The organism is Blautia sp. AM29-29, assembly GCF_003480555.1.
GTDB classification, from domain to species: Bacteria; Bacillota; Clostridia; order Lachnospirales; family Lachnospiraceae; genus Fusicatenibacter; species Fusicatenibacter saccharivorans.
Genome location: NZ_QUJD01000051.1, coordinates 1 through 1101 on the forward strand (window position 1 = coordinate 1; position 1101 = coordinate 1101).

Genomic DNA, 1101 nt, shown 5'->3' on the forward strand with positions numbered 1-1101 from the left:
CTCTGGCACGTCAGGAAAGAGAGTTTGCCAGATATGATCTCGATCTCTCCACAAAGACTATGGCGAACTGGATCATAAACTGTGCAGACAGATACCTGAAACCGCTGTATCAGCTGATGAAAGAGGAACTTCTGGAAAGCAGATATATCCATTGTGACGAAAGCCGGATCCAGGTACTCGGAGAACCGGATCAGAAAGGGACGACCCAGAACTGGATGTGGGTATATCTCACGGATGAATTCAGTGGTTCCCCGCAGATGGTACTCTTCGATTATGAAAGGACCCGTGCGGGATATCATCCTGTAAACTTTTTAGGGGACAGGTTTCATGGGTATCTGACCTGTGATGGATATCAGGCTTATCACAGTTTAGGAGAAGGTATCATAGTAAGCGGGTGCCTTACCCATGCAAGACGACGTTTTGATGCAGCCCTCACAGCATTAAAAAAAGACTTTACAAAAGAACAGCTGAAAGAGACCATTGCATATCAGGCGATGTCAAGGATCGGGATCCTCTATAAGATCGAGGAAATGATCCACAATAAAGCACCGGAAGAAAAATATGAGGAGCGCCAGAAACAGTCCCGTCCGGTTATGGATGCCCTGTTTGAATGGCTGCATACGATGGAAGATTCTGTAGACAGGTCTTCCCTTATTGGTGATGCCATTTTGTATACGCTTAATCAGGAAGCATATCTGAAACGCTATCTGGAAGATGGCCATCTCAGTATAGACAACAACAGTGCAGAACGTGCATTGAAAAACTTTGCAGTGGGACGCCGCAACTGGCTGTTTGCCAAAAGTGTACGGGGAGCTGGTGCCAGTGCCCTTGTTTACAGCATTACAGAAACGGCACTTCTGAACCATCTGAAACCATACGCATATCTGACTTATATATTGGATGAACTCAGAAAAATGGGAGCTTTTCCTAAAGAGAAAGAGTTAAAGAAACTGCTTCCATGGTCAGAAGATCTTCCGGAATACTGCCGTACTAAACTAAAAAAATAATACTAAGCCATCTGATATAGAATTTGGCAGACAGCCAGAAACAGTATCAGATGGCTTTTATAAAATGTCAATATACGGATGATTACCTACTTAC

The 1101-nt window shown here is 44.1% G+C and carries 1 protein-coding gene; it reads left to right on the forward strand.

Annotated features, from left to right (window positions below):
- Positions 1 to 1007, forward strand: a 1007-nt coding sequence (gene tnpC, locus DW769_RS16285) for an IS66 family transposase (protein WP_118750640.1), incomplete at its 5' end; no start/stop codon positions are given.
- Positions 1008 to 1101: the final 94 nt, after the last annotated feature.